This is a genomic window from Mycobacterium sp. UM_Kg1 (assembly GCF_000972925.1).
GTDB classification, from domain to species: Bacteria; Actinomycetota; Actinomycetes; order Mycobacteriales; family Mycobacteriaceae; genus Mycobacterium; species Mycobacterium hiberniae.
Genome location: NZ_JRMK01000238.1, coordinates 1 through 3776, shown reverse-complemented (window position 1 = coordinate 3776; position 3776 = coordinate 1). Strand labels below are relative to the sequence as shown.

General features: G+C 66.9%; 3 protein-coding genes and 1 pseudogene. 1 reads left to right on the top strand and 3 read right to left on the bottom strand.

The annotated features are described in order from the left end of the window. Positions 1–1693, bottom strand: a 1693-nt coding sequence (ponA2, locus tag LI92_RS20355; protein WP_046322093.1) for a transglycosylase/D,D-transpeptidase PonA2, incomplete at its 3' end; no start/stop codon positions are given. 404 nt (positions 1694–2097) lie between these two features. Between ponA2 and LI92_RS20350 the strand changes: the two genes are divergently transcribed. Next, positions 2098–2433 (top strand): WhiB family transcriptional regulator, encoded by a 336-nt coding sequence (locus LI92_RS20350; RefSeq protein WP_046322091.1) that lies wholly within the window; start codon positions 2098–2100, stop codon positions 2431–2433. A 30-nt stretch (positions 2434–2463) separates the two neighbouring features. On the opposite strand, the gene bagB is transcribed toward LI92_RS20350, so the two are convergent. Together bagB and LI92_RS24435 are read right to left on the bottom strand one after the other, a co-directional pair. Further along, positions 2464–3621 carry an ATPase BagB gene (gene bagB / locus LI92_RS20345; RefSeq protein ID WP_046322089.1) on the bottom strand — a complete coding sequence of 386 codons (1158 nt, stop codon included), beginning with the start codon at positions 3619–3621 and terminating at the stop codon, positions 2464–2466. Beyond that, a pseudogene (locus LI92_RS24435) lies at positions 3618–3776 on the bottom strand (hypothetical protein); the annotation flags it as partial. The pseudogene LI92_RS24435 and the gene bagB, both read right to left, overlap by 4 nt.

Genomic DNA, 3776 nt, shown 5'->3' with positions numbered 1-3776 from the left:
AGATGTGTATAAGAGACAGGTCGAAGACCTTGTCGATCGGGTTCGGTGGGCACCAGACCCCACCGGAGGCCAACGTGGCGGCGACGTTGGACAGCTCCAGCGCGTTGACCTCGATCGGGCCCAGCGTGAACGAGCCCAGGTTCTGGCGTTTGACGAAATCGGCCAGGCTCTCGTTGCTGTCCGGGTCGTAGTCGCGGGCGGTGCCCGGATCGGCGTAGGAACGCAGGCCCAGTTTGATCGCCATGTCCACGGTGCGGCCCACCCCCACCTGGGAGATGAGTTTGGCGAACGCGGTGTTGGGCGAGGTCGCCAGCGCGGTCGAGACATTCATCGGGGACCGGTAGGGGGCGACGTTGACCACGCACCAGGTCTCCTTGGGACAGCCCTTGGCGCCGCCGCTGCCCATGCCCTTGGTCTGGAACCTGCCGGGGACTTCGAGATCGGCGTTGATACCCATGCCCATCTCCAGGGCCGCCGCCACGGTGAACGTCTTGAAGATCGAACCGGCGCCGTCGCCGACCAGGGAGAACGGCTGCGGCCGCATGGTTTCGCCCACGTCGGCGTTGAGCCCGTAGGTGCGGTTGCTGGCCATCGCCAGCACCGGGTGGGCGTCGGTGCCCGGTTTGATCACGCTCATCACGCTGGCGACGCCCTGGACGTTGGGGTTGGCGAAGCTGTCGATGGCCTCTTTGACCGGGGCCTGCACGTCGGGGTCCAGCGTGGTGCGGATGACGTAGCCGCCGCGGGCCACCTGTTCCTTGCTGATTCCGGCCCTGGACAGGTACTCCTGCACGTAGTCGCAGAAGAAGGCCCGGTCTCCGGCCGCGATGCAGCCCCGCGGCAGCTCGTTGGGCTGCGGCAGGATGCCCAGCGGTTCCTGCTTGGCCGCCCGCAGCGCGTCCGCCTCGGCGGGCAGGTTCTCGATCATGGTGTCAAGCACCAGATTCCGTCGCGCCAGCGCGCCCTCGGGATTGGTGTAGGGGTTGAGGGTGCTGGTGGACTGCACCATGCCGGCCAGCAGCGCGGCCTGCTGCCAGTTCAGGTCGGCGGCATCGACACCGAAGTAGGTCTGGGCGGCGTCTTGGACGCCGAAGGAGTTGTTGCCGAACGAGACCAGGTTCAGATACCGGGTCAGGATCTGCGGTTTGGTGAAGGTCCGGTCCAAGGTGAGCGCCATCCGGATCTCCCGGAGCTTGCGCGCGGGGGTGGTCTCGATGGCGGCGCGCTTTTCGGCATCGGTCTGGGCCAGCACCAGCAGTTGGTAGTTCTTGATGTACTGCTGCTCGAGGGTGGAGCCGCCGCGGGTGTCGATGTCCCCGGACGCGTAGCCGGCCAACCCGGTCAGCGTGCCCTTCCAGTCCACCCCGCTGTGCTCGGCGAACCGCTTGTCCTCGATGGACACGATCGCCAGCTTCATGGTGTCGGCGATCTTGTCGCTGGGCACCTCGAACCGGCGCTGCGAGTACAACCAGGCGATCGTGTTGCCCTTGGCGTCCACCATGGTCGACACCGCTGGGACATCGCCGCTGACCAGTTGGGCCGACCCGTTGGCCACCACATCCGAGGCGCGGTTGGACATCAGGCCGATCCCGCCGGCAACGGGAAACAGCAGCGCCGCGAGCAGGACGGCGGCGAGCAGACAACACCCGGCCAGTTTGAGCACCGTAGGACCGGTCGGGGGACGCTCCGACATGGCTAACACACTAGCGGTGGTCGCAAGCGCGGCGAAGCCGGGAGAAGCGGGCCACCGCCATCAACCCGACCCCGACGGCAGGGGGTGCTCACCGAAGACCCCGAACGCGGCCCGTCCCGGCCGCCCGGGTAATTGACGTCGCCGTGCAGCAAACGGCCTGATTGGGACCCAAATCATGATCGGACTGCACGTTCGTCCCAAAAAAGTGCCGGTCAACCTGTTGCGCAAAGGCCACCTGACCACCTAACTTGGATATCAAGTGCGATTCAGGTAACACTGATGACAGGATGTGGCGTAGGTCGCAATGGCGGGTCCGGCGCCGAGGGTGGATAGGTGGCTGCCGGGGCGGCCGGGACGGAGGATCGTCAGTGTCTGTTGCAGGGACAGCGGTTCGCAACACCAGCATGCCAGCGGCTTCAGCATCCCAAACTCCCCGAACCGTGCTGCGCGGCGTGCAGGACGAGGGCAGGATCGCCTGGGTCTCCAAGGCTGTGTGTCGCGGCGCCGACCCCGATGAACTGTTCGTGCGCGGTGCGGCACAACGCAAAGCCGCGGTGATCTGTCGGCACTGCCCGGTCGTGCTCGAATGCCTGGCCGATGCGCTGGACAACCGAGTCGAGTTCGGGGTCTGGGGCGGCATGACCGAACGGCAGCGCCGGGCGCTGCTCAAGCAACACCCCGAAGTGACCTCCTGGGGCGAGTACTTCGCCGCCCAGCGCAAGCAGCGCGACGCCGGCTGACGCGCGGCTGAGAGCTCTTCGCCCGTACTTCTACTTTTTGTTCGTGAGCTGATCGGCGATCGCGCCCAGCGCCTCCAAGTCGGAGACGTCGAACGGCAGGGACGGCACCCCGACGATAGGAACCCGTGGGTTGGCCCGGGTGAAACGGGACAGCAACCGGATCTCGCGCTTGGCCGTCGCGCCGCGCTCGGCATGGATCTGCAGCGCAGCGGCCGTGAGCGCCTTGGCTCCCTCAGGCAGCGACGCGCTGACCTCGGGCTCCTGCAGCGTCTCGATGGCGTCGATCGCGCGCTCCATCGGCAGGTTGCACAACATCGGGTGCGTCCGGTTGAGGATCAGACCCGCCAGCGGCATCCGCTCGCTCGAGAGCCGGTCGACGAAGAACGATGCCTCCCGCAAGGCGTCGGGCTCGGCGGCCGACACCACCACGAACTGAGTGCCGTGGCGTTTGAGCAGATCGTAGGTGCGCTCGGCCTTCTCTCTGAAGCCACCGAAAGTGGAGTCCAGTGACTGCACGAAATTCGCTGCGTCGGAAAGCATTTGAGAGCCCAGCACGGTCGAGAGGGCTTTCATCGCCAGGCCCACCGCGCCCGCGACCAGTTTGCCGATGCCGCGGCCGGGGCCCAGCAGCAACTTCCACAGCCGGCTGTCCATAAAGCTGCCCAGCCGCTTGGGCGCGTCCAGGAAGTCCAGGGCGTTGCGCGACGGAGGCGTGTCGACGACCACCAGGTCCCAGCGGTCCTCGCTCAGCAGCTGGCCCAGTTTCTCCATCGCCATGTATTCCTGCGTGCCGGACAGCGAGGTGGCCACGGTTTGGTAGAACTGGTTGTCCAGGATCGCCTCGGCCCGCTCCGGGCCGGAGTACTGCGTCACCATCTCATCGAAGGTGCGGCGCATGTCGAGCATCATCGCGTACAGCTGGCCGGGCACCTCGGGGGACAGCGGCACCCGCTGCGGGTGGTTGCCCAAGTCGTCGATGCCCAGCGCCTGTGCCAGCCGCCGGGCCGGGTCGATGGTCAGCACCACCACGGTGCGGCCGTACTCAGCGGCCCGCAGCGCCATCGACGCCGCCGTGGTGGTCTTGCCGACGCCCCCGGCGCCGCAGCACACCACCACGCGGTTGGCGGTGTCGGCCAGGATCGCCGCCAAGTCCAGAGCCAGCGGTTTGCCGGTCGTGTCGGGTGTCATCGAACCCCCTGTTGGCCGAGAATCTCGGACAGCTCGTAGAGACTGCCGAGGTCGATCCCGTCGGGGATCGTCGGCAGGTGCAGGCGCGGCACATCCAACTGCTCCAGCTGCTCGGCCGTCTCCGTCCGGGCGCTGATGCTGTCTCTTATACACAT